This window comes from Neisseria sp. P0014.S009, from assembly GCF_051958155.1.
GTDB lineage: Bacteria > Pseudomonadota > Gammaproteobacteria > Burkholderiales > Neisseriaceae > Neisseria > Neisseria flavescens_C.
The window spans coordinates 1-308 of the sequence record NZ_JBQCVS010000087.1; the positions used below are offsets into that span (position 1 = coordinate 1).

The 308-nt window shown below is 56.2% G+C and carries 1 rRNA gene; it reads left to right on the forward strand.

The window, feature by feature from the left end:
* A 16S ribosomal RNA gene (locus ACTHS4_RS11785) occupies positions 1-308 on the forward strand; the annotation flags it as partial.

Sequence of the window (308 nt, forward strand, 5' to 3'; positions counted from 1 at the left end):
GTTAGGAATCTTGCGCAATGGGCGAAAGCCTGATGCAGCAACGCCGCGTGAGGGACGACGGCCTTCGGGTTGTAAACCTCTTTTAGCGAGGAAGAAGCGAAAGTGACGGTACTCGCAGAAAAAGCGCCGGCTAACTACGTGCCAGCAGCCGCGGTAATACGTAGGGCGCAAGCGTTATCCGGAATTATTGGGCGTAAAGAGCTCGTAGGCGGTTTGTCGCGTCTGCTGTGAAAACTGGAGGCTCAACCTCCAGCCTGCAGTGGGTACGGGCAGACTAGAGTGCGGTAGGGGAGATTGGAATTCCTGGT